Consider the following 18976-nt stretch of genomic DNA (forward strand, 5'->3'; position numbering starts at 1 on the left):
GGACTCAGCGGCCGCGGGGCCGACGTCCGTCCACGACAGCTCGGGCACGTCCCCGGAGGCGCGGGCCTCATCGATCAGGACGGCGGCGGCGGGGTCGTAAGCGATCCGGATCACCTCGCACAGCTCCTGAGCACCGAGCGGCCGTGCAGCGCCGGCCCCTGTCGCGGCAAGGCTCGTCGTCAGGCCAGGCAGGCGGGCGGCGAGGTCGGCGGCGACCTCCTTCGCGTTGCGGCGCTTCCCGCCGATGCGGGAGAGAGAGGAGAAGGTGATCGCGACGTAGGCGCGGATCGTGGCCGACCCGACCGGGTAGCTGCTCACGACCTCCGAGAGCATCGCTCGAGCGAACTCCGGCGCATCCGGGTCCATCGACCCCTCGACTTCCGAGCGCAGGCGCGTGCCGGTGTCGGGGGCCGTCTCGACGGTGACGGAGGCTGCCTCGATGCCGGGCTCGTCTCCGAGGTTGGAGAGCCAGATGCCGTACTCCGCGACCTGGTTGTTGACCTGCTCCTGATCCACCAGCGCGGCGCCGTCCGGCTCGGTAGCGATCACGACGGTGTAGTGCTTGGTGGAGGGGACGTGCACGAGAGCGAATCGGCGCCCGTGCGAGTCCTCGTGCTCGGAGAGCTGCGACGCCGCCGCGAGTCCGGGGAGCTGGAACGTGCCCCATTTCGCCCGACCCGCGGGACCTGAACGATAGACGTTCGCTCCCTTGGCCTTCGTCCGCATCCAGTTCACGCGATTCACCGTCCTTCCGAGGGCGCTCTGCCCGTGCTTGTCCTTCACTGAAACCGTCAGCAAGATCCCGCCGAAGATCGCGGCGACGACGAGCGCGGCCCCGAGGCCGGAGAACATCGACGCGATGATCGAGGAGAGGATGCCGACGAACAGCACGCCCGTGGCGAGCTGTCCGAGGCCGCCGAGTCCCGCAGTCTGCGGGCGACGCCAGTTGCCGTACGTCCGCGGCGCCTCAGCGCTGCGCATAGGGGTTGTCGTGCTCATCAGTTCCCGCTTCCGTTGCCGCCAGTGGCGTCGTCCGTGGCGGCCTTGACCGCCCCTGCTGCGTGCTTCGCGCCTTCGGCGGCCTTCCCTGCCACCGCAAGGCCGACACCGATCGGACCTCCTGCCGCGGCTGCGGCACCACCGCCTACCGCCGCACCGCCCGCTGCCGCGCCACCGCCGGCCGCAGCTCCGCCAGCTGCGCCGCCGCCTGCGCCGGAGGCGGCCGGAGTCGCAGCGGGTGACCCCTTGCTGCCGGCGGAGGCGCTGCTGCCGGACGGTGCGGAGCCGAAGCCACCGCCGCCGGGCGTTCCTCCGCCCCCGCCGCTGTCGCCTCCGCTGCGCGAGCGGATCGCTCCGCTGGCAATCTCCGCCGCTCCACCGGCCGCGGCCGCACCGAGCAGGAGGCCTGCACCGCCACCCCCGCCGCCCACCGAGGCGACAGCGGGGACGAGGAAGCGCATCAGGGCGGGCAGTGCGACGAGTGCGATGAGCATCAGCGCGAGGCCGGTGACGATCTGGAACAGCCCGGTGCCGTCCGACTTGAACAGGTCAGTACCGGTCATCCGGAAGGCGATCGCGTAGACGATCGCCGCGGCCGGCTTGTAGAGGATGAATGCGAGGGTCCAGGCGAGGGTCTTCTTGAACCACTGCTGCCCGGTCTCCGTGTTGGTCGCGGCCGCGGCGATCGGGAAGATGCCGGCGAGGACGACCAGCATCGCGCCGCGGAACACCATCAGCGCGACTTGGACGTACGTCATCAGCACGGCGAGGATCCCAAGGAGGAAGAGGCCGATCAGGCCGATGGGAGCGGTCGCGGTAAGAGAGATCATCGCGAAGACGTTGGTGCCGAAGCAGTTGCTCTCACCGTTGGTGACGTCGCAGTCGGTGGAGTTGTTGAGGATCCAGACCGAGAACGCGTCCCCAGCCTGCGTGGCGAGGCGGATCACGACGAGTCCCGCTCCGGCGACGGCGATCAGCGTCAGCACCGACCGGGCGAGGGTGCGCAGCTCGCCTGCACGTTGCGTCCACACCATGCGGCCGGCGGCGACAAGGACCGAGAGGATCGCGAGCCCGCCGGCGTACCACTCGAGCTGCCCTTGCACCCAGCCGACGGTGCTCGAGGACTCGTTCAGGTGCAGCGCCAAGGGCAGGAACCCTGTCACAAGTGCGGAGGCGGAGGAGAGCAGGAAGACGGCGAAGATGATGACGCCGATGCGTCCCATGTGCGCTTCGCCGTCGCCGTGGCGGCGACGGATGCTCATCATGACGCCGGCGATGATCAGCGACATGACCGCGAGGCCCGCCGCGACCCACGTCACGTAGCCGAGGATCGTCTCGAACGCCTCCGGCAGGGGCGGTGTGCCGCCGCCGTTAACGCCGCCTCCCCGGTCGACAACGGTCACCGGGGAGGGAACGTTCACCCAGAGGGTGCCGAGCGAGACGACCGCTTTGCCGAAGCCCTCCAGGATGTTGTTGACGAACTGCTGCAGAGCGTCGTTCGACGCCTGCGAGACGACGTTGCCGATGCCTTCTCCGGTCCAGCAGAGAACGTCGACGACGGAGCACGGCTCTTTGTCGGGGACTGGGGTCATGTGGTGCCGCTCCAAGGGAGGTAGCCGCCGAGGCTCTGCAGAGCGACCGGGCGGAAGGTGGGGAGTCCGTCATCGGTGAGCACGAACTTCCAGTCGCCCTCGGACCAGCTGAGGGCGTAGGGGAAGCTGATGAGACGTCCGTCGGAGATCTGGAAGGCGATGTCGATGGTGGCGTTCTGGCCGTCGTAGGCGAGGACTTTCACGCCGGCGATCTGGGAGCTCAGGCCGGTGTTGCTCTGAGTGGTCTCCCGGGCCAGCGCGGCGTCTCGACCGGGGCCGGGGACGGTGAGGCGTTCGGTGACGAGGTCGCTCAGACGGCCGTCCGTTCCCATCGCCCAGAGATTCGCGACGGCGAAGGCTGCGCCTTCCACGGTGTGCGCGTAGCAGCTGCGGACTCCGTCGGCGTCGACGACGCCAGGCCCTGCATCGTCCGAGGAGGGCGCTGCCATGGTGCCGACGATGGTCCACTCCGCGTCGGGTGCAGCAGCGAGGTTGCCGCTCTCGTCGAGTCCAGGGAGGCCGCAGATGCTCGCAGCATCGGCGTCGAGCTCTGAGGCCTGGGAGGTGGGCGTTGCAGTGGTGGCGGGCGTGGCGGTGCCCTGCTCGCCACCACTGTCCAGGGACGTGACGGCGAGCAGGATCGCGGCCAGGACAAGAATTCCGAAGACGATTGCTCCGAAGATGAATCCTCGACTGGTGAACGGGTTGCGGGACTGCGTGTCGCTCATGACGTCGTGCCTCTCGTTGGTGATGCCGGTCGGTGTCCTCGTGCGCTAGCTGCCCATGAGGAAGCCGACGATCGTGAACGCGGCGGAGACGATGATGACGCCGACGAGGAGTCGGCCGAGCCAGCCGCCGATCTCTCCGCCCTCGCCGCGGCGGGCGGAGACGGTCATGGTGACGCCGAGGATGATCAGGCCGACGACGGCGACGCCGAGGCCGACCCACTTGGCCCAGCCCATAACGGTGGTGAAGGCCTCGAATCCGGGCGGCATGCCCCCGGGGCCCGGGTCGGGGACGACGGCCCCGAAGCTGCCGGCGGCTGTGATCAGGTCGGAGGTGAGGGCGAGTACAGACATGGTGTGCTCCGTTTCGTGTGGTGGTGGTGCGGGGTGTTCGGCGCCGCCGGTTGGGGCGCCGAAAAGGTCCGGCTATCCGGTGGTGAGGGGGCCGTCGGCGTAGGCGACGTCAAAGTGCAGGTGGTTCGGGGTGTCTGTGAACTGGGTGATGTGCTGGTAGCTGGTCGAGCGGCACTGGATCTGCCCGGCACGCGAGCCCGCCGGAACCTGTGGGTCCAGGACGGTGAGGAGCGTGAGCGCGTTCGCGTCGCAGCCGGTCGTGGCCGTGCCGTCGAAGGAGAAGAAATCGACCGCGTTCCCGCCGCCGTTCATCCAGTGAGAAGAGCCGGTGCCGGCGCCCAGGAGGGATCCGGTGCACTGGCGGTTGAGGTCGGAGACGCCCACCTTTCCGAACGTGTTTAGCGCGATGGTGATGATCTGGAGGATCCGCACGTCGATGCCGCAGTTCTCCTTCGCGGTTCCGGCGGCCATGTCGCGGATCTGCTGCGCATACCGGTCCTCGAGCAGTCGCAGGCGCCCCTCTTCCATCGCCGTCACGAGGCCGGCTGCGAGGGCCTGCGCGTCGCCAGATACGGCGACGCATCCACCGATCGGCGCAGCCGTCGCAGGTGCGGTGCTGGCCGGCGTAGACGAAACACCGACCGGTGCAGCGGTCGTCGCAGGTGCGGTCGTGCTGCTGCCGAGGCCGTTGAGGTAGGTCATGATCCCCACGGCGTCAGCGCGGTACTTCTTGTAGTGGTTCGGGTCGGCGTTGCGCTGGACCTTGTTGATCGCGATCGAGGGCTCCATCGACTGCCAACCCTCGACCGCGACGAGGCGGTCGTAGAAGAAGCCCGCCGAGGTCGTCGGGTCCATTCGCTGCTCAACGGTGCCCCAGCTCGACTGCTGCTGGAACAGTCCGATCGAGTCGGCAACTGACCCGTCCGGGTTGATCGCACCGTCCCCGTAGCCGATGTTCACCAGGGATGACTCCCCGATCGCCGTCTGCACGCCCAGTGTCTGCCCGTCCGCGCCGAGCCCCTTCGCCGCTCCTGCGTTCACGATCAGTGCTGCATTCACGAGCTGGTCGTGCCCGTAGGCCCCGACCTTCGCGTCCGCAGGGACAGCGGACACGCTGACCGGTCCCCCGCCCGGCAGGCACGCCGCGGCAGCGGAGCCGCCGAAGAACAGCACCCACAACAGCATCGCGACCGCCACGACGGGCACCATGACCGCTGCAAGCACCCCCAGTCCCCCCTTCTGCATCCCGTTACTCCGAGGTGAGAGGGGTGATCTGCTCGACGGCCCAGGGAGTGCTCTCCGTGGTGCGGTGGACGTACACGGAGTACTCCCCCGCGTCGGTGGGGACGAGGATGCGCATCGTGAACGCGCCGTCACCGTCGCGGACGGTCGCAGCGCCCGCGAGGCTCGTGCAGGGCACGTTTGCCGGGTCGACCGTCTCGTAGGCTAATGCTGCCCGCTGGCTCAAAAACGGGTAGAGCTCGCTGATCCAGGTGTCGTAACCGACCGTTGGACGGCAGAACGCCACCGCCGCTTCCGTCGCAATCGCGACGGCTCTGCTCAGCGGAGACGGTTCTGGGGACGGCTCCGCATCGACCGGCTGTACGTCCTCGGGAGTCGGCGTCGGCGATAAGAGTCGGATGCTGGGGAGTGGTGAGGCGGTCGTCGGTAGCTCGTTCTCATGAGACGCCTCACTCGGCGAGGTCGACGAGCAGCCGCTCACGAGGAGGGAGGCGACGAGGGCGAACAGGACGGTTGAGTACCGAGACGAAGAAGCAGGCACACGATAAAACTACCGATTTCGGTAGCTATTGCAACCCGATTCGGTTACCGAAATGGGCTTATATCATCTTTGGTACATTCTAGGGGTGGCTAGACGACCGGCGCCGGGACCGACCGACTTTTCGCGACGCGTGGTCCGCGCGGTCGAGACGCTCCGCGATCGTGCACGGCTGACCAACACCGAACTCATCCGTGCTGCAGGCATCTCGGCGAACTACTTCTACATCCGTCTGCGCGGCGAAGCGCCGTTCACCACCAACGACATCGAGAAGCTCGCTGGAGCCTTCGGGGTCGAACCGTACGAAGTGCTGCAGCTCGCGTCTTCTCCGAACCCCGAAGACGGTGGCGGAGAGCTCACTGCTGAGCGCATCGACGGCAGGGAGTTCGCTCGACGACTCCGATTCCTCGCCGAAGGGCCGACGAGTGCGGATGCTCAGATCTTCACTCTCGACACCCTCGTTCAGTCCATCCGCGGTCGTGACATCAGCTTCGAGCCGAAGGACTGGGATGAGCTGCTTGAGCTGGAGGGCTCCACGCGGCTGCCGGTCGATCTGCTCGTCGGTCTCAGCGAGTTCTTCGGCGTCAGCTACGAGTACCTGACTGCAAGGCGTGAAGACGAAGCCAGCGAGCTCATCGAAGCGGAGATCCGCTTCCACCGGGCGCTATTGGCTACCGGAGCCACCTCCATCAGTGCTCGAGCGCTGGGGGGCATGAACGCGAAGCAGCTCGCCGCCGTGACCAAGGCGATTCTGTCGATCGAGCGAACTCCGAAGGAGGGCACTACCGAATGAGCACCACCCAGAGCAACGAAGCCCTGTGGTTCGAACACGCCGACGTCGCCGCACGCACGACGCAGACGTTCGAGGAGAACCGGTTCCAGGACGATCAGACCTTGGATGCCCTCCTCAAGCATGTCTCTGACCTGCACGGCAAACCGATCCACGTCGATGCCATCGACGACGATGACTGGCAGACGCTCACAGCTCTCTGGGTCGATTTTCCCGACGAGGCCCAGATTCTCTACCGCTCGACCGATACCCAGCTCTACCAGATGCACTGCATCCTGCACGAACTCGCTCATATCGCCCTCCGCCACCCCGGCTGCAACGTCCTTGGGGACGACTCTTCCGTCGCCTCCTACCGGGGGACGAACGGAGTCGTGCGCGGCCGGCTCCTAGAAGCAGGCGGCTTGGAGGACCTCGAGAACGTTGATGGGGACCGGCGCATCCTCGAAGGCGAAGCAGAGCACCTCGCCCATCTTCTTTCCCGCTCACTCCTGCGTCCTCGTTTCCGGGAGGACGAGGAGGTCTTCGGGTAGATGCAGGCTCTAGCCCTGATCGCTCTTGTGGTCCTCGCCGTCGTCTTCGTCGCCCGGATCCCCGCTGCTGTCTCCCAGCCCTCGAGCCGGTTGTCCTGGCTCGCGAGCGGAGTCGGCTCCCTCGCGCTCCTCACCCGAGTCCACCCCGGATTGGACCGGTTTCTCGGTGGCGAGAACTACATCAACCTCGCCCAGAACGTCCTGGCGACCACCGCGTTCTGGTTGGTCATGAGAGCAGCCCTCCTTCAGTCCCGCAGCACCCCGCGATTCTGGACGAGGAAGCTCATCCTTGCCGCCATGCTCGTGTCCTTCGTCGTGCCGTTCCTGTTCATCACCGACAAGGAACCCACCTCGAAAACTTTCATCACCGAGCACATCTCCCAGACAGGTACCTGGCTTTACGCCAGTATCTACATGACGGCGATCCTCGCCATCTCGACGATGCTCCTGCTTGGTCTCCGTCGCAGAAAAGCGCGCTCCTACGGCTTCTTCGTCGCAGGCAGCAGCCTCGTCATCCTCGCCTGCATCGACGAGATCATCGTCTTGTCCCTCGACCACTTCGAGGTCACCGACCTCGGTTTCCGCGTCCTCCTGCGGAACGCGTTCGACTTCCTGTTTTACTGCGGCGTGATCCTCATCGTCACCGGAATCGCCTCATTCACTCTGCAGAAGGCCATGCGCGAGGCGCGACTCAGTCGGCATGCACGGCGACTTCGCCGCCTCGCCGGCAGACTCGCGGTGATGCCGGCTACGAACGGGTCAAGTCGCGCTCGAGACGAATCATCGATCGCGGTCGTGTACGACCTGGTCATCGCGCTTCGCGACTTCGAGAACGCTCACCGCGGCCGTCTGACACCAGCCGACGCTCGTCACGTCGCAGCGGCGGAGGCCATCGTGATGGAACTGCTCCCCTCCCCCGCGACCACAAGAGCTTGGACTCGATGAGCGCCCGGCAAGTCGGCGTGAGAGCTGTCGCAGGAGTAGCGGGAGCCGCTGTGACTGCCCTCTCCCTGCTGGCAGGCGTCGGTGTCGTCCTGGGGCGGCGAGTCGTGATGCCCGGGCGCAAGAGGACGGTGCAGGTCCTCTCGGCGACCCCGGACAGCCTCACCCTCCACGCCACGCCCGAAACCCTTCACGACGGCGAGTACGGCTTCTGGTTCGACTCCGATCGGGGCCACGCGCTCGTCGGCCGGATCCTGTATCACGACGCGATCGAGCGGACCGTTCGCCGCGAGGTTCTTCAAGTCACCGGCGGCGATCTCTCTACCGCTCACGAAGGCCGATGGACCGGGCACGTCTTCGCGCGTCCTGAGGACATCGACCCGCGCGTGCGCGAGATCCACGTCGACGCGCCAACAGGCCCATGTCCGGCGTGGCTCTTCCCGTCGACCGGCGGCGAGGGCGAAAAAACCTGGGCGATCCACGTGCACGGCATCCGCACCACTCGCATCACCGCGCTGCGCTCAGTCCCGGCAGCACGCAAGCTCGGCTACACGTCGCTCGTTCCTTCGTTCCGAGGCGACGGAGATGGGCCACCAACGAAGAACAGGGCGTCGACTCTCGGTCAAACCGAATGGGATGACGTCGATGCTGCGATCAGCTACGCCGTGGAGCACGGAGCGCACAGCATCGTTCTGTTCGGCTGGTCCCTCGGTGGCGGCATCGCACTTCAACTCACCGAGCGGTCTCAACACCGCCAACTCATCACAGCCCTCGTCCTCATCGCGCCCGCCACCGACTGGCGGCAGGTCATTCGGGCTGGAGCGCGCCGCGCTCATCTGCCATCGGTGGTGGGTGCGCTTGGGACGTTCGCGCTCTCCACTCGCCCCCTCAGCACCCTCGTAGGACTTCCCGGGCCCATCGATTTCGATGCCCTGGACTGGACCCGAGGACCAAGACTCACCGTTCCGACCCTCCTCATCCACTCAGACGGAGATCGGGAGGTGCCTGCCTCGTTGTCACGGGCTTTCGTGAGCGTGAACGTCGAACGGAGCGCGCTAGCCCTGCTCCCGCCCGCTGCGCATGCCTGGGAGTACAACGTCGCGCCGGACGCATTCGACGCCTCGGTTCGCGAGTGGCTGCAGAGTCCTGGCTGACCCTATGGACGGTGTACCTGAATCGGTACGAGAGTGGCGCCTATTTTGGTAGGGTGCCGACATGGTTGTTCGACGGGAGTCTCATGCCTCGGCGGGTGGGGGCCGTCACGGCGTGACCTGGGCTGACGCCCCTGTCCCTCGGCAGCAATCGCGCTTAATCCCGGGATTGATCCGCCCTACGCGCGGCGTGGCGCGCACAATCCCGGGGTTAGATCACCACTCTGGACGCATGGCTCCGATCAAGCAGAAGCGACGCGCGCGCAACGGCGCCGTCACCGTGCCCGTCGAGTTTCAGATGCCTCACGTGCTGAAGGACGACGTCGACGGCGCCGCCAAGGCCTCAGGCGTCTCCCGCTCGCTGTACTTCGAGCTTCTGGCAGATCAGCTCCGCGACTCCACCGGGCGCCTGCCCGTGCTGGCACCGACGTTCGATATCGACCAGGAGGCGCACATCTCCGCCGCTTAAACGAAGGAGGCCCGCCGAAGCGGGCCTCACCAAGTTTCGTAGCTCGTACCCCGACACCGACCAAAGCAACGGGTCCGAGCTAATCAAGTCACCACCCTCACGGGAGGCTTCTCTATGCCCGAAAGATTACACGACGGGCTGAGAGATTCAATGATGGATCTTTCGGCGCGCCGTAGCAGCTCGTCGACGCTCGGCGGCGACGCATGGTCCCTGACGCGTCGGCTGAGCCCGCGCGGCACTGTCCGGACGATGCGCCGCGACGCCTACGGGCGCTTGGACGAGAACGCGTATCCCACGGCGTTCCTGATCTCTCCAGTCGCCCCGAGCACTCCCTGGGCCGTCTACCTTGCGGACGACGCGGGAGCGTTCCGGCTGCTCTGCTTCGACTTCGACGGCAAGGACTCCCACGGCGTCGACGCGGACCTCATGGAGCAGGCCGCGGACGACTGCGACGCTCTCTCCGCCGTTCTGGACGCGCACCAGGTCGCTCATCTCGTGTGCCAGTCCTCCGGGACTGGCGGCCGGCACCTGTGGATCGCACTCGCCGAGGGTGCTCCGGCCGAGCTGGTGGCTCGGCTGGCGATTGCCGCTCGCGCGAACTTCCGCACGCTGGATCACGGGATGCTCTGCAACCCCCGCACCGGCGCCGCTCGACCTCCCCTGTCCCCGCACCGCGACGGCAGCTTCTCGAGCGTTCTCCGCGGCCGCGCAGAGGAGCTGCTGGACGCGACCGTCACCGCGGCCGCCATCGAGGCCGTGACCGCTGCGCTGCAAGCCTCCCGCCCGCCACGCGCCATCGACGCTGCTCCCCCGGCCGCCCCGACCACCACGCATCGGGCGCACCGCCAGCTCAGCGCTGCCGGCGCCGGGCATATGGCGGCCGCGGGCGGAGGTGCGAACCCGTCGTGGACGGCGTTCATGTGTCTGCTTTCCGCGGCGCACGCCGGCTGGTCCTTGACTGACGTCGAGCACGCCGCTCGGACCGCTCCCGGGATGGAGCACTTCCGGACCAAGAACACCGGCCGCGGCCACCGCCGCCCGCGCTCGCGCGACGAAGCGGCCGAGCGCCTGACGCGGCAGTGGCAGAAGGCACTCCAGTACGCGGCCCTGCACGCCGTTCTCCCGTCCGAGCGCGAGCCGCGCGACCTGGTGGAGCTGGAGAGCATCGTCGGCTCAGTCAGCGCCCTCCTCGAGCGGTTCCGGGTGAGCCCGGGCCGGTGGGGCAGGAGCGAGCGGGCGACGTCGGAGAAGACGATCCTCACCGCCCTGGCCTACCTCACCCTGCACACCGGCAAGCGCACCGTCGCCGCGTCCATCCGCGACCTCGCCCTCCTCGCGGGCCTGGGACGCACCACCGCGGCCAGCGCCCTGCGGACGCTGCGCGAGGACGGCTACGTGCAGCTCGCCGTCCGCGCGGACGGCTCGAACGCCAGCGAATGGCGACTGTCCGAGCACCTTTCCACAGGTTTCCTGCAAGGTCCGGCCACAACTACTAATAACCCCCGCCCCCCCGGGCCGATCTTCACCGAACGAACCATGCTCCTCACCATGCTCGAAGCCGACCTCACCGACACCCGGCACGACCTCTTCACCCGCGCCGGCCTGGGACACCTAGCAGGAAAGGCCTACGCTCTGCTGCGTCGCGAAGGGACCCTCGCCCTCGGCGCCGCCGCCACGTTGCTCGGAGTCACCACCCGCACCGCTGCCACCGCACTCTCCCGCCTGCGCAGACACCGGCTGGTCATTAGGCACACGACGGGGTGGACCCGCGCCAAGCGTGACCTCCGCACTGCCGCAGCTCGAACTCTCGGTGTCGACGGAGCCCTCGCAGATCGAGCCCACCGCTACGACGTCGAGCGCGAGGTCTGGGCCTGGTGGCAAGCCGAGCTGACCCACCGCTCCTCCTCCCCCCGGCAACGCCCTCGACGCCGACACGTCACGAGCCGACCCCTGTTCGAGGACACCACTCCCGGTGAGCGCGTCTGGCCGCTCTACCCCCGCGACGCCGCCGGCCGCGGCGATCACCGAGAAGCGCTGCACTGGGGACGCACCGGCATGCTCGCCCCCGGATCGCTCTGGTGGTCCTCCACCGCTGCCTAGCCCCCGACGCTGACCCTCGAGGTCGACGCGGATCCCCGACGAGCTCGACGCGCCCGAGACGGCTCCGCCGAACGTGCGAACGACTGGCGCACACGAGCGCTGTCGGACCCTCCGACCTACACTCGACTTCCATCGAACATATGTTCGAACGGGTTGGGAGGTACCGAGATGACTGTGACGATCGTGGAGCGGATCTCGACTCCGGCTCTGGACGCCGTGGCGATCGCGTTCTTCGTCGCCGGCGATGCGGTAGCGGCCGGGTTCCCCTCCCCCGCGCAGGACTACTTCGACGGCTCCCTCGACCTCAATGACCACCTGATCCGCGACAAGACCTCCACCTTCATCGTCCGCGTGTCCGGGGAGAGCATGATCGGCGCCGGCATCAGCGACGGCGACGAACTGGTGGTCGACCGCTCCCTCTCCCCCAAGCACGGCAACGTCGTCGTCGCGATCCTCGACGGCGAACTCACCGTCAAGCGCCTCGAACTCTCCCCCGGCGGCGTGATCCTGCGAGCTGAGAACTCCGAGTACCCGCCGATCCTCGTCCCCGAGCTCAGCGACCTCCAGGTGTGGGGCGTCGTGACCGTCTGCCTGCACCACCTCCACCGTGCGCTCTGAGCAGCGCATCGACCTGGTAGACGTCAACAGCTTCTACGTCTCCTGCGAGCGACTGTTCGACCCGAAGCTGCACGGCCGGCCCGGGATCCGCAAGGGACCCGTCTGGGCGATGAAGCGTGGCGCGCGCTCCCCACGCTTCACAACCCACTGGGGCGAACTGGCGACGGCGTTCGCGCACTGACCGCAGCTGCCGGCGCGTGGAAACCTAAACCATTGCGGTGTAAGTCCGAAGTTCGGAAGGTTCAGAATTACAAAGTCTGTAACTTTGTTCACACGCTGCAGCGCCATTGTCTGTAAGTTTCAGAATCACAAACTCTGTAAGTCACTTTGCAAGGGGGAGCCCAATGGCGCCAGCGGAGACGGAAGAGGCCGTGGCTACAGACTTACAGACTTTGTAGTTCTGTAGGGCCAGGCTTACCTGTCGGCCGAAGCTGCTGGTAGCGGCAGGGGGGAGTTCCGCGTGCCACCTGGGCCTGGTGGAACGAATCAGCTCAAGCGTCAGAGGAGACCTGCTGCGTGAGCATCCGTAGATGTGTCAGCCCTGCTCGGAGGGCGACCAGGTGCAACTTGGGTCGTCGGGGTAGCGGTCGACCACGTACTTCGTAAGTTACAGACTTCCGGAGTTGGTGATCTGAAGCCGAACTTTGGTAGTCTGTAATTACGGAAGTGAGAGGAACATTCATGCGCATTGTGTCCCTGGCAAATCAGAAGGGCGGGGTCGGGAAGACGACGAGTCTGATGAACCTTGCGGCCGTCGCCGCCAAGAACGCGCGAGTGCTCGTGGTCGACGTCGACCCCCAACAGTCGACCACCATGTGGGCGGCTCGGGCGGGGGAGCGGCTGCCCTTCGACTTCGCGGAGAACACCGACCCCAACACGCTCACACGCCTGCGGGAGCTGCCGTACGACGTGGTCTTCGTAGATACACCAGGAAACCTGACCGATACGGCGATCCTCGGTGCCGTTCTCGATGTCTCCGACTTCGCGATCGTGCCGATGGTTCCGGAAGCGCTTGCTGTCGATCCGACGCGCAACACGATCAGCAAGCTCATCGAGCCGCGAGATGTTCCGTACCGAGTCCTGCTCGGCAAGGTGGACATGCGTGTACCGAACCTTCTCGAAGACTGGGTCAATCTTGTGGATGTAAGCCTCAAGCTCCCTCGCTTCAAGCAGCACATCCGACAGTACAAATCGATCAGCGATTCGCCGCTCACCGGAGACGTTGTGACCCAGTACCCCGACACCAGGCAAACCGCCAATGCGATCTACGACTACAACGCAGTCGCCCTGGAGCTCACCTCCATTTGGGCGCACTCGACCACGAGGAGCTCCTAATGGCCCGCCAGGACCTCAGCGCAATGCTGTCTACGCCGTCTCAGGCGGATCTGTCTCTCACTCCCCCCGAAGCATCCCCAGAGGTGGTGAAGCCTCTTCGGCCGTCGAAGTCGCCGGGAGTGGAAGACGACGCCTCTGCAACTCGACAGGACCCGGCTGAGGGAGCCGGCTACCGGTCCTTCGCCAGGAAAGAAGCGAAGATCCGAGACGATCAGTACACCGCGCTGACTGCGCACGCGCGTCGACTCACGCGAACCAGGCCCGCCGGGACCGAGCGAATCACGGAAAACACCCTCATCCGAGTAGCGATCGATCTTCTTCTCGAGAGAAGCGATCAGATCGCGGGCGGGTCGGAGGCCGAGATTCGGAAGTCTGTTGGTCTGTAAGTAACAGACTTGGGGGAGACGTCCACGGCCGCCATCCTTGAGCACGCCCTCCGCTCGGGTATTTTCACTGACCGTGACGGTCCTTCGATAGAATGATCTATAGGAGGTGGTTGCTATGTCGATCGCTCAGAGGCCCGATGGGGACACCGTTCGCCGGCTGCGCAGCCGTCAGGTCGTGACGAGAGTGTCGTACCTGCGGGAGCTGCGCCGTGCCGCGCAGGACACCACGCAGAGGCAGCTCGCGCATCTGATCGGTATCTCTCAGCCCTCCGTGAACAGTGCCTTGAAGTCGGCGGCCGCCGTGCCGGACGTGCGCCCCGGCTTCTCCGGCGCCACCACCTATGAAATCGCCCAGCGCTACGACGCCGGCGAGCTCACGCGCGAGCAGACCATCGATGAGCTCGGCCGCTGGTCCTATCGACCCGGCTCGCCCAGCGACGGCTTCGACTGGACGACCGCGGATGCGGGGGAGTTCGAGGACGTCGGGCGCGCGTTCAGCGAGCACCTGATCGACGCGGAGATGTACGACGAGATCCTGACCCGCTACAGCGAGCAAGGTCGGTGACGGGCGAGGACTCGTCAGCGATCGCCGCGCACCGCGAGACGGTGCGCGAGTGGGCTCGGGCCGGTGGCCCGCTGAGCCCTGCCAGCGATCGGGCGACGGTCAATAACCGCGACTGGTTCGTCCGCGAACCTGACGGCGTGGATCGGCCGCGCGCCGCGCGGCGGCAGTTGCACGACCGCCTGGTCGCCGCCTACCGCGACGAGTTCCCCGACGTCCGCGCGGAGCGAAAGGCGATCATCCTCGCTGGCCCGCCCGGGGCCGGGAAGTCGACCGTGCTCGCGGACGTGCTCGGCGCCGACCGCGGCGCGTGGCTCACCGTGGACGCGGACGAGTTCAAGCGCCCTGCTCACCGAGGCGATCAAGGACGGCAGCTACGACCGCGCGATCATGCCGCCCGAGGTCCGCGCCGCTGAGGCGGCGGGGGAGCGGTTCTTCCCGCTCGAGCTGGCCTCCCTCGTGCACGAGGAGTCCTCGCAGCTCGCGATCCGCGTCCCGCAACGAAGCGGTGCGGGACGGGCTGAACGTCGTGATCGACACCGTGCTCTCCTCGCCTGAGAAGGCCGTCGAGCTGGGGCAGCCACTCGGGTCCGTCGGCTACAGCGTCGAGGTCATCGACGTGGAGGTCCCGTTCGAGCTGTCGGAGTCGCGCATCGCCGGCCGCTGGCAGCAGTCCTACGAACGCGCCCTCGACGGCGCCGACGAGCTCGGTGGCCGATGGGTGCCCAGCGAGTACGCCCGCGGCGTCTACGCCGGCCCCGGCGGCCGCTCCCTCCCCGAGGTCGCCGCCGAGCAGCTGGCCGACACCGGACTGACCGTTATGCGCTACCGGCGCTACAGCACCTCCGCCGAAGGGCAGCCGCGCACGCTCGACGTCGATAAGTCGCGCACCGCGTTCGGAGAACCCCTAATCGACACGGCCCTCGCACAAGCACGAGCGACCGTCACCCGCAGCTTCCCCACCACGACGCCGACGCAGGCGCCGGACCGCGGCGACCGAAGCCGTTAGACCCACTGCCGGCGGCGCCCGTCAGCAGCTTGCGCTCTTCCTCTACCCGTTCCGGGGGTCGCTAGATGCGGTACCGGCGAAATCGGGGGAGAGAGGCTAGGCACGCTTGCCCGAGAAGTACCGCCAGGAGATGTGGACGGTCAGGACGAACGAGGCACCCGTCGCGCTCACTTCTGCGGGAGTCGACTCCGTGATCGTTCCCTCGTAGGACTGGCGATTAAACCCCTCAGACAACGGGAGGCCGCTGACCTGGAGGCGGGAGGCGGCTACGAGTGTCCAACGCACGGTCGCCGCTCCCTGAGCACCTCCCCCGGGGAGGTTGCGCCCGCCGCCGCCGGTGAGTTCGCCGCCCTGCATTAGGTCGACCCCGACGAGGGAGTCAACGACCGTTCCTCCCGGGCCGAACATGTCGTTGGTGGCGAGGAACTCATCCACGGCAGCGGCTGCCGCCTGCTGGTCGGTGTCGTTCAGAGCGAACACGATTCCGCCGCCGAAGAGACAGACGGTCGAGAGCTCAGACGCCGATCCGAAGAGCTGGTTCCCTCCTCCCTCTGAGAAGCACCAGTCCTCTGTCGCGCGCGCCACCTCGCGCACACCCGGCGTGATGCTCACTGCCATCGCCTCATCGAACAGCGGACGGGTATCCACTCGCGCTGCGGAGACGACTGACGAGGTCGGTGAAGGGCCGGGGACGTCACCGACGCATCCCGAGAGCAGTGCCACAACGGCCGAGAGTGAGACCAGGCCCGAGAACCGGCGTCGATCCGTGCGACGGAGGGCGCGTCGCGGAGGCATGCGCCCACCGTAGGGCGCTGCTGATCGTTCTTCCGCTACCCGTTCCGGGGGCCGCTAGATGCGGCACCGGCGATGCCGGGGAAGGGAGGCCGCTGCGCGGCCCATTCCCCTGCGTTTTCTTCACCTCTCCGCGGTTTCAACCTATTTCGCTCCAGCGGCTGCGTGCCACCGATCCCGGACGCGCCCTGCGGGCTTATTTCGCCCGTGATCGGCGTCACTCCGCCGCCTCCACTCAAACGGTTTTCCCCGCCGGAGAGGCAAAGAAAAACGATCAGCCAGAGGGAGACGCACCATGAGCGAGCAGCGCGGCACCCGTACCGAGGTCATCACGAGCGAGAACCACGGACCCGGAGCGGAGGGCATCAGCCGGACCGCGCGTCAGGTGGTCATCGTCGGCGCCGGCGGCAACGACCCGGTGACCGAGCAGACGCCCGCCGTGCGCCTGGTCACCCGCAGCGGTGGCCGCGCGGTGGCCGGGGTGACGTTGCAGCACTTCGAGCCCGTCGCGCCGCTGCCCGCGGATCGCATCGGCTACATGGCCTCCGGGGCCTACGTCGTCGTTCCGGTCGATGTCGCGCGGGCGCTCGACCTGTTCCCGGCCGCCTATGCGCTGCACGACCGCAGCGAGACGCCCGCCGACTACCGCGACAACGACTGACCCCCCCCGAACCGAGAAGGAGAACCGACATGCTCACCATCACCCACACCCCCGAAGCCGGAACGATCATCGAGGGCACCAGCCGCGGCGACGGCACCGCCGAGATCCTGAAGGCGTCCGGCTGGCGCTGGGGCCGCTCCATCGGCGCCTGGTACGTCCCGCAGTCCCGCGACCGCCTGCCGAAGTGGTGGACCATCAACCGCGCCGCGACCGCCCTGCGCGACGCCGGACACGAGGTCACGATCAAAGCCGAAGAGACGTTCCGCTCAACCGCCGAGGCCGAGGCGGACAAGACCGAGCGCCAGGCCGCCCGCGTCGACGCGCTCGACGCGAAGGCCGACCGCCGCGCCGCGGACGCCGATACCGCCGACGCGGCCGCGCGCCGCGCGTTCGACCGGCTCCCGGAGGGTGGCGAGCCGATCAAGATCGGCCACCACTCCGAGACGCGGCACCGCAACGCGATCGAGAAGGCCCACAACGCGATGGGCCGCAGCGTCGAGGCCGACCGCGAGGCCACCCGCGCCCGCGCCCGCGCCGACGTCGCCGCCGGGACCACCGAATCCCGCTACGCGCCGGGAATGGTGGCCCGCCGCATCGACCGGCTCGATACCGACATTCGCGGCTGCACGCGGAAGATCGAGGGCAGCTCGCACAACTTCGGTGGCGGCTACATCGAGACGACCGCCCCCGCGACCGGCGCCTACCGGGAGCGGCTGCTCACCCAGCGCGCGCAGCTCGAAGACCAGCGCGACTACTGGACCGCCGTCCGCGAGGCGCAGGCCGCAGCCGGACAGGTCACGATCCACAGCCGCGACACGATCGCCAAGGGCGACATGATCAAGCACCGCTTCGGCTGGCACGTCGTTACCCGCGTGAACCCCAAGAGCGTGACCGTCGCGCTCGACTGGAACGACGGAACCCGCCCCTACAAAGTCGCCTACGCCGACGTGCAGGGACACCACACCGCCGCTGAGGTGGAGGCAGCCCGAGCCGCCGCCACCGAGACGGCCGCCGCGAGCTGATCGAGCGAGGGCTACCTACCTATATAGGTAGGTAGCCCGTGAGGGGCGGGCCCCTCACGCTCCCCGGGGATCCCGTTCCGGGAGGCGCGAGCTGCGCTCGTGCAGCGGCGACGGAGCACCGCCTAGAGGTCGCCCGGCTGCGCCGGCCGCCGTTGGTCGCCCTACGGGCTCACATCATTTTTTGCCGTGAAGCCTTCGGCGGCTCCCTCCGCTTCGCTGCGGTCGTAGCTACCTACGGGCTCCGTTCAAGTGGCTGCGCCACCGGCTCCTCCGAGACTTTCGGCACGCGGTCGCGGCGCTCCCTCACATCGCGCCGAAACTCTCTCCACCGCCGCCCTTCGGGTTGCACTGCGCCCTCCGGTTGCTAAGGCGGAGAACCGCCTTCACGGCAAAAAAACGATGAGGAAGAGGAAGAACATGCAGCAGATCACCACCGTCAGCACCTTCGTCCCGGCCGCGACCGAGGACGGGATGCAGAGCCAGTTGCGCCGGATCGCCGAGCGCGACGTCGACCTCTCAGGTCTGGCACGGGGCGGGTGGGTGCTGGCACACACCGCCACGATCCCCGGTCCCGAGGGCGTCATGTTCGTGGACACCCTCGCCCGCACCGAATCCTGACCCGCACCACCACCGAGGAGCAAACGCCATGTCCGTCACCATCACCACCAGCTCCGCGGCCGAGGAGCCGACCCTCCTTGGCGCGGTGGCCGAGTTCGCGTCCGTGTTCTCCCACGGAGACACCGCCGATGAGTTGGCCGTGCGACTCAGCTGCGCCGAGGTCGACGCGCTGGCCGGACTCCTGCGAGCATTCGGACGAGATGAGGCCGCGGACCTGTGGATCGCGGAGCACGCGAGCGACGACGACGAGGGCGACGCCCACACCCCGGAAGGAACTCACCGATGAGCGAGCAGCAGCAGACCACGCCCGACCCGGCGGCGACCTACCAGGCGGCCGTCGCGGCCTTCGCGGCCACGCTCTCCGACCCGGCCGTCACGGAAGCGATCGCTCCGACTCTGCCGTGCTGGCGCGCGACGGGCATCATCGACCTCCTCACCCAGGCCGGACACACCGACGCCGCCGAGAAGTGGGCCGAGCTGCACGCCTGGTCCCCGGTCAACGACGAGCACGACCCGCATCGCGGCGACCGGTGGGACGACT

The 18976-nt window shown here is 67.6% G+C and carries 25 protein-coding genes; 18 read left to right on the plus strand and 7 right to left on the minus strand.

What is annotated here, in order from left to right:
- The 6 genes from C5C57_RS16385 to C5C57_RS18235 all read right to left on the minus strand — a co-directional run.
- On the minus strand, positions 1-999 hold a 999-nt coding region (locus C5C57_RS16385), incomplete at its 3' end, for an SCO6880 family protein (RefSeq protein ID WP_146082459.1).
- Entirely contained in the window at positions 999-2591 is a 1593-nt protein-coding gene (locus C5C57_RS16390; RefSeq protein ID WP_104297866.1) for a hypothetical protein, read from the minus strand. The genes C5C57_RS16385 and C5C57_RS16390, both read right to left, overlap by 1 nt.
- Positions 2588-3319, minus strand: a complete 732-nt coding sequence (locus tag C5C57_RS16395) for a hypothetical protein (protein ID WP_104281108.1) — start codon at positions 3317-3319, stop codon at positions 2588-2590. The genes C5C57_RS16390 and C5C57_RS16395 overlap by 4 nt, the downstream gene beginning before the upstream one ends.
- A gap of 45 nt (positions 3320-3364) precedes the next feature.
- Positions 3365-3670 carry a hypothetical protein gene (locus C5C57_RS16400; protein ID WP_056045694.1) on the minus strand — a complete coding sequence of 102 codons (306 nt, stop codon included), beginning with the start codon at positions 3668-3670 and terminating at the stop codon, positions 3365-3367.
- Positions 3671-3742: 72 nt separating this feature from the next.
- The gene (locus C5C57_RS16405) at positions 3743-4915 is read right to left on the minus strand and encodes a hypothetical protein (RefSeq protein ID WP_104281107.1); all 1173 of its coding nucleotides are present in this window, start codon (positions 4913-4915) and stop codon (positions 3743-3745) included.
- A 4-nt stretch (positions 4916-4919) separates the two neighbouring features.
- Positions 4920-5090 carry a hypothetical protein gene (locus tag C5C57_RS18235; RefSeq protein ID WP_181069243.1) on the minus strand — a complete coding sequence of 57 codons (171 nt, stop codon included), beginning with the start codon at positions 5088-5090 and terminating at the stop codon, positions 4920-4922.
- Between the two features lie 448 nt (positions 5091-5538).
- On the opposite strand from C5C57_RS18235, the gene C5C57_RS16415 reads away from it, so the two are divergent.
- The 13 genes from C5C57_RS16415 to C5C57_RS18570 all read left to right on the plus strand — a co-directional run bounded on the left by C5C57_RS16415 (position 5539) and on the right by C5C57_RS18570 (position 15342).
- Positions 5539-6243 (plus strand): helix-turn-helix transcriptional regulator, encoded by a 705-nt coding sequence (locus C5C57_RS16415; protein ID WP_146082460.1) that lies wholly within the window; start codon positions 5539-5541, stop codon positions 6241-6243.
- Complete coding sequence (locus C5C57_RS16420) at positions 6240-6770, plus strand: hypothetical protein (RefSeq protein ID WP_104281105.1); 531 nt, start codon at positions 6240-6242, stop codon at positions 6768-6770. Before C5C57_RS16415 ends, C5C57_RS16420 begins: the two co-directional genes overlap by 4 nt.
- A 27-nt stretch (positions 6771-6797) precedes the next feature.
- On the plus strand, positions 6798-7715 hold the full coding sequence (locus tag C5C57_RS16425; RefSeq protein WP_146082461.1) for a hypothetical protein: 918 nt from the start codon (positions 6798-6800) through the stop codon (positions 7713-7715).
- A 50-nt stretch (positions 7716-7765) separates the two neighbouring features.
- Positions 7766-8866, plus strand: coding sequence for a S9 family peptidase (locus C5C57_RS16430; protein WP_181069245.1), 1101 nt, complete (start codon positions 7766-7768; stop codon positions 8864-8866).
- Between the two features lie 229 nt (positions 8867-9095).
- The gene (locus C5C57_RS16435) at positions 9096-9332 is read left to right on the plus strand and encodes a hypothetical protein (protein WP_056045669.1); all 237 of its coding nucleotides are present in this window, start codon (positions 9096-9098) and stop codon (positions 9330-9332) included.
- A gap of 249 nt (positions 9333-9581) precedes the next feature.
- Positions 9582-11432: a hypothetical protein gene (locus tag C5C57_RS16440; protein ID WP_146082462.1), complete on the plus strand. Its 1851-nt coding sequence runs from the start codon at positions 9582-9584 to the stop codon at positions 11430-11432.
- A 168-nt stretch (positions 11433-11600) separates the two neighbouring features.
- Complete coding sequence (locus tag C5C57_RS16445; RefSeq protein ID WP_104297869.1) at positions 11601-12050, plus strand: LexA family transcriptional regulator; 450 nt, start codon at positions 11601-11603, stop codon at positions 12048-12050.
- Positions 12040-12231 carry a DUF4113 domain-containing protein gene (locus C5C57_RS18560; protein ID WP_258065701.1) on the plus strand — a complete coding sequence of 64 codons (192 nt, stop codon included), beginning with the start codon at positions 12040-12042 and terminating at the stop codon, positions 12229-12231. The genes C5C57_RS16445 and C5C57_RS18560 overlap by 11 nt, the downstream gene beginning before the upstream one ends.
- Positions 12232-12731: 500 nt before the next feature.
- Positions 12732-13385, plus strand: a complete 654-nt coding sequence (locus C5C57_RS16455; RefSeq protein ID WP_056045660.1) for a ParA family protein — start codon at positions 12732-12734, stop codon at positions 13383-13385.
- Positions 13385-13771 carry a hypothetical protein gene (locus C5C57_RS18375; protein WP_219813913.1) on the plus strand — a complete coding sequence of 129 codons (387 nt, stop codon included), beginning with the start codon at positions 13385-13387 and terminating at the stop codon, positions 13769-13771. Before C5C57_RS16455 ends, C5C57_RS18375 begins: the two co-directional genes overlap by 1 nt.
- 115 nt (positions 13772-13886) lie before the next feature.
- A complete protein-coding gene (locus C5C57_RS16465; RefSeq protein WP_104281100.1) occupies positions 13887-14336 on the plus strand; it encodes a hypothetical protein in 450 nt (149 codons plus the stop codon).
- A complete protein-coding gene (locus tag C5C57_RS18565; RefSeq protein ID WP_258065702.1) occupies positions 14333-14749 on the plus strand; it encodes a zeta toxin family protein in 417 nt (138 codons plus the stop codon). Before C5C57_RS16465 ends, C5C57_RS18565 begins: the two co-directional genes overlap by 4 nt.
- Before the next feature lie 92 nt (positions 14750-14841).
- Positions 14842-15342 (plus strand): zeta toxin family protein, encoded by a 501-nt coding sequence (locus tag C5C57_RS18570; protein WP_258065703.1) that lies wholly within the window; start codon positions 14842-14844, stop codon positions 15340-15342.
- Positions 15343-15438: 96 nt separating this feature from the next.
- Here C5C57_RS18570 and C5C57_RS16475 read toward each other — a convergent pair whose 3' ends face one another.
- A complete protein-coding gene (locus C5C57_RS16475) occupies positions 15439-15960 on the minus strand; it encodes a hypothetical protein (RefSeq protein WP_104281099.1) in 522 nt (173 codons plus the stop codon).
- A 469-nt stretch (positions 15961-16429) separates the two neighbouring features.
- On the opposite strand from C5C57_RS16475, the gene C5C57_RS16480 reads away from it, so the two are divergent.
- The 5 genes from C5C57_RS16480 to C5C57_RS16500 form a co-directional block, all read left to right on the plus strand.
- On the plus strand, positions 16430-16795 hold the full coding sequence (locus tag C5C57_RS16480) for a hypothetical protein (RefSeq protein ID WP_104277454.1): 366 nt from the start codon (positions 16430-16432) through the stop codon (positions 16793-16795).
- Between the two features lie 29 nt (positions 16796-16824).
- The gene (locus C5C57_RS16485) at positions 16825-17817 is read left to right on the plus strand and encodes a DUF3560 domain-containing protein (RefSeq protein ID WP_104297870.1); all 993 of its coding nucleotides are present in this window, start codon (positions 16825-16827) and stop codon (positions 17815-17817) included.
- A 417-nt stretch (positions 17818-18234) separates the two neighbouring features.
- Positions 18235-18435, plus strand: coding sequence for a hypothetical protein (locus C5C57_RS16490; protein WP_104297871.1), 201 nt, complete (start codon positions 18235-18237; stop codon positions 18433-18435).
- A gap of 28 nt (positions 18436-18463) precedes the next feature.
- Positions 18464-18721 carry a hypothetical protein gene (locus tag C5C57_RS16495; RefSeq protein WP_219827759.1) on the plus strand — a complete coding sequence of 86 codons (258 nt, stop codon included), beginning with the start codon at positions 18464-18466 and terminating at the stop codon, positions 18719-18721.
- The coding region (locus tag C5C57_RS16500; RefSeq protein WP_104256091.1) for a hypothetical protein at positions 18718-18976 on the plus strand (259 nt) is incomplete at its 3' end. The genes C5C57_RS16495 and C5C57_RS16500, both read left to right, overlap by 4 nt.

Source organism: Rathayibacter sp. AY1C5, from assembly GCF_002931705.1.
Classification (GTDB): domain Bacteria; phylum Actinomycetota; class Actinomycetes; order Actinomycetales; family Microbacteriaceae; genus Rathayibacter.

Excerpts from the sequence above, each read along its gene's own strand:
- C5C57_RS16390 (WP_104297866.1), bottom strand. The coding sequence starts at position 2,591 with ATGACCCCAGTCCCCGACAAAGAGCCGTGCTCCGTCGTCGACGTTCTC.
- C5C57_RS16395 (WP_104281108.1), bottom strand. The coding sequence starts at position 3,319 with ATGAGCGACACGCAGTCCCGCAACCCGTTCACCAGTCGAGGATTCATC.
- C5C57_RS16490 (WP_104297871.1), top strand. The coding sequence starts at position 18,235 with ATGCAGCAGATCACCACCGTCAGCACCTTCGTCCCGGCCGCGACCGAG.
- C5C57_RS16435 (WP_056045669.1), top strand. The coding sequence starts at position 9,096 with ATGGCTCCGATCAAGCAGAAGCGACGCGCGCGCAACGGCGCCGTCACC.
- C5C57_RS16440 (WP_146082462.1), top strand. The coding sequence starts at position 9,582 with ATGCGCCGCGACGCCTACGGGCGCTTGGACGAGAACGCGTATCCCACG.
- C5C57_RS16400 (WP_056045694.1), bottom strand. The coding sequence starts at position 3,670 with ATGTCTGTACTCGCCCTCACCTCCGACCTGATCACAGCCGCCGGCAGC.
- C5C57_RS16495 (WP_219827759.1), top strand. The coding sequence starts at position 18,464 with ATGTCCGTCACCATCACCACCAGCTCCGCGGCCGAGGAGCCGACCCTC.
- C5C57_RS16455 (WP_056045660.1), top strand. The coding sequence starts at position 12,732 with ATGCGCATTGTGTCCCTGGCAAATCAGAAGGGCGGGGTCGGGAAGACG.
- C5C57_RS16465 (WP_104281100.1), top strand. The coding sequence starts at position 13,887 with ATGTCGATCGCTCAGAGGCCCGATGGGGACACCGTTCGCCGGCTGCGC.
- C5C57_RS18375 (WP_219813913.1), top strand. The coding sequence starts at position 13,385 with ATGGCCCGCCAGGACCTCAGCGCAATGCTGTCTACGCCGTCTCAGGCG.
- C5C57_RS16445 (WP_104297869.1), top strand. The coding sequence starts at position 11,601 with ATGACTGTGACGATCGTGGAGCGGATCTCGACTCCGGCTCTGGACGCC.
- C5C57_RS16405 (WP_104281107.1), bottom strand. The coding sequence starts at position 4,915 with ATGCAGAAGGGGGGACTGGGGGTGCTTGCAGCGGTCATGGTGCCCGTC.
- C5C57_RS16420 (WP_104281105.1), top strand. The coding sequence starts at position 6,240 with ATGAGCACCACCCAGAGCAACGAAGCCCTGTGGTTCGAACACGCCGAC.
- C5C57_RS16480 (WP_104277454.1), top strand. The coding sequence starts at position 16,430 with ATGAGCGAGCAGCGCGGCACCCGTACCGAGGTCATCACGAGCGAGAAC.
- C5C57_RS16475 (WP_104281099.1), bottom strand. The coding sequence starts at position 15,960 with ATGGCAGTGAGCATCACGCCGGGTGTGCGCGAGGTGGCGCGCGCGACA.
- C5C57_RS16485 (WP_104297870.1), top strand. The coding sequence starts at position 16,825 with ATGCTCACCATCACCCACACCCCCGAAGCCGGAACGATCATCGAGGGC.